This is a genomic window from Bacillota bacterium (assembly GCA_024655925.1).
Classification (GTDB): domain Bacteria; phylum Bacillota; class DTU025; order DTU025; family JANLFS01; genus JANLFS01.
Genome location: JANLFS010000052.1, coordinates 11398 through 13979 on the forward strand (window position 1 = coordinate 11398; position 2582 = coordinate 13979).

Genomic DNA, 2582 nt, shown 5'->3' on the forward strand with positions numbered 1-2582 from the left:
CCCAGGCCCACGAGGCCGATGTGGACCTGGGCAAGCTGGGGCAGGCCCTCGCCAGGTACAATATCGAGCAGCACACCGAGGCTGGTGCGCGGATGAGGGCCGCCCCCGATAGGCTCAGGATCACTGCCATATTCGATGTTGACCCTTCCAAGGTGGGAGGGGAGTACGTGGGCATTCCCATCTTCCACGTGGACGAGCTCAGGACGAAGATTCGGGAACTCAGCCTCAAGATTATGGTCATCGCAGTGCCAGCCCAGCACGCCCAGGCAGTGGCATCGGAATGCGCCCTTGCGGGAGTGCGAGCTATCCTGAACTTTGCGCCCGCGAAGTTGGCGCTGCCGCCGGAAGTCAGAGTACACTCCACCGATTTGACACTGGAGTTGCAGAGCCTGGCGTTTTATACTGAATGAGTGGGTCCTGACAGTTGAAGGGGGTCCGGAACTGTGTCGAACGGCAAGATTCAGGCGGTCGCGCTCGTCTTCATAGTGTTGGTGATAGCAGGGGTCGCTGCAGCTTCAAGGAACTACGAAAGGTCCGGCTACTGTGGGTCCTGCCATTCTATGGCACCTTACTACGAGTCCTGGCAGGCTTCTAACCACGCGAGCGTGGAGTGCGTGGGATGCCACACAGGTCCGGGTGTCGTAGGATGGGCCAGAGGCAAGGCCGACCTGGTCAGGATGATCCGGGCGGAGAGAGCTGGCGGTGCCACTACCTTCGACGTGGAGACCGGGGACGAGTTCTGCATGGGGTGTCACCCGCAGGCAAAGTCCATCAAGGAGTCTGAGACGGTCAAGGTCTCCCATGCCGTGCATGACGCGATCGGGCTGGATTGCAGCTCATGCCACGGCGGTCAGATACACGGCGAGGACGGTGGCCCTCCGACGACTATAACTCACGATACATGTGACATGTGCCACGCCGAGGAGATCGACGACTACGATCTGTGCTCGAAGTGCCACAAATGGTGATGCCACATTCGCATCCCGCCGCCGCTCAGGAGTCGAAGCCTGGGCGGCGGTTGCCATGCCTGGTTGACCCCCACCCCCTCAAAAGGTATCATAGACTCCGGAACTCAGTCGAGTTTCCGGGGCTTTCTGTGCGTGTTTTCGGTCTTAGCCAAGGATTCTTGCCCTCGCCGGCGTACCCGCCGGTGAACGCACTGCACTGATCGCACATTACCCGAGTGGCTCGAATTTGTGGGGGTGACTGGATGTTCAGAATTGTTGACAAAAACCTCCTCGCGCCTGGGGTTCACCGTTTTGAGGTGGAGGCTCCGCTTGTCGCGAGGCGGGCACGTCCGGGGAACTTTGTGATCGTCCGCACAACGTCGAAAGGCGAGAGGATCCCACTTACCATAGTCTCGCACGATGCTGAGAAGGGGACCATCATTCTGGTGGTACAGGAGATCGGGAAGAGCACTGCAGAAATGGGCCTGCTTCGGGCTGGTGACTCCTTCACCGACGTGGTGGGGCCTCTCGGGACTCCGACCAGGATCGAGAAGGTCGGCACGGTTGTGGCGGTTGCCGGCGGGATCGGAGTCGCTCCAATCCTCCCTCAGATCCGCGCCCACCGGGAGATCGGGAACCACGTCATAACTATAGTCGGGGCCCGCACCCGAAACCTGCTCATTCTCACAGATGAAGTCGAGGCAGGCAGCCACGAAGTGATCTACGCCACCGACGACGGCAGTCTCGGGTACCACGGGTTCGTATCAGGGGCACTTGAAGAACTGATCAAGTCCGGCCGGACGGTGAACGAAGTCATCGCCATCGGGCCGGTTAGGATGATGCAGGCGACTGCGAACGTCGCTCGCAAGTATGACATCCCCACCACGGTCAGCCTGAACGCAATCATGGTGGACGGGACGGGGATGTGTGGATGCTGCCGGGTCACAGTCGACGGGGAGGTCAAGTTCTCCTGCGTGGACGGCCCGGAGTTCGACGGGCACAAGGTGGATTTCGATGAGCTCATCGCCCGCCAGAGTTTCTTCTGCGCCAAAGAGAAAGTGGCGCGTGACCGGTTCGAGGCTGAAAGGGGTGCGTGCCAGTGCCACGGGAGATAGTCGAGAGGGCGAAGATGCCGAAGCAGTCGCCTGAGGTCAGGCGAAAGAACTTCAACGAGGTTGCCCTTGGCCTCGACTCCGAAGCTGCGGTGCGCGAGGCGGGCAGGTGTATCCAATGCAAGAACAGTCCGTGTGTCACCGGGTGCCCTGTTGAGGTGGACATCCCTGCGTTCCTCGCATTGACTGCCGAAGGCAAGTTCGATGAGGCCGCGGCCAAGGTAAAGGAGAAGAACAGCCTCCCGGCAATCTGCGGGCGCGTATGCCCCCAGGAGACCCAGTGCGAACAGGTATGCACCTTGGGGCGGAAGTTCAAGCCCGTGGCCATAGGCGCACTCGAGCGGTTCGTCGCCGACTGGAGCCGGGCGCACGCTGGACGCCCCGACGACACTGGGTGTTGCGGGGGCGTCGGGTGCTGCGACGCGCACCCCTCCGCTTCCACATCTTCCCTGGCCCACCGTCCTGTCACCGCACGTCCCCCGTCCAGCTCGAATGCTCCCAAGGTGGCCGTAATAGGGTCCGG

4 protein-coding genes are annotated in these 2582 nt (G+C 61.3%); all 4 read left to right on the top strand.

Annotated elements, in window-relative coordinates; genetic code table 11:
* Nucleotides 1-410 (top strand): redox-sensing transcriptional repressor Rex (locus NUW23_09320; protein MCR4426371.1); only part of this gene is annotated, 410 nt, incomplete at its 5' end.
* Nucleotides 411-443: 33 nt separating this feature from the next.
* Nucleotides 444-968, top strand: coding sequence for a NapC/NirT family cytochrome c (locus NUW23_09325; protein MCR4426372.1), 525 nt, complete (start codon nucleotides 444-446; stop codon nucleotides 966-968).
* Between the two features lie 242 nt (nucleotides 969-1210).
* Complete coding sequence (locus NUW23_09330) at nucleotides 1211-2062, top strand: sulfide/dihydroorotate dehydrogenase-like FAD/NAD-binding protein (protein MCR4426373.1); 852 nt, start codon at nucleotides 1211-1213, stop codon at nucleotides 2060-2062.
* Between the two features lie 14 nt (nucleotides 2063-2076).
* The coding region (locus NUW23_09335) for a hypothetical protein (protein ID MCR4426374.1) at nucleotides 2077-2582 on the top strand (506 nt) is incomplete at its 3' end.

What these genes read in the sequence shown, in the direction of transcription:
- NUW23_09330 (MCR4426373.1), top strand. Translation starts at nt 1,211, where the DNA reads ATGTTCAGAATTGTTGACAAAAACCTCCTCGCGCCTGGGGTTCACCGT.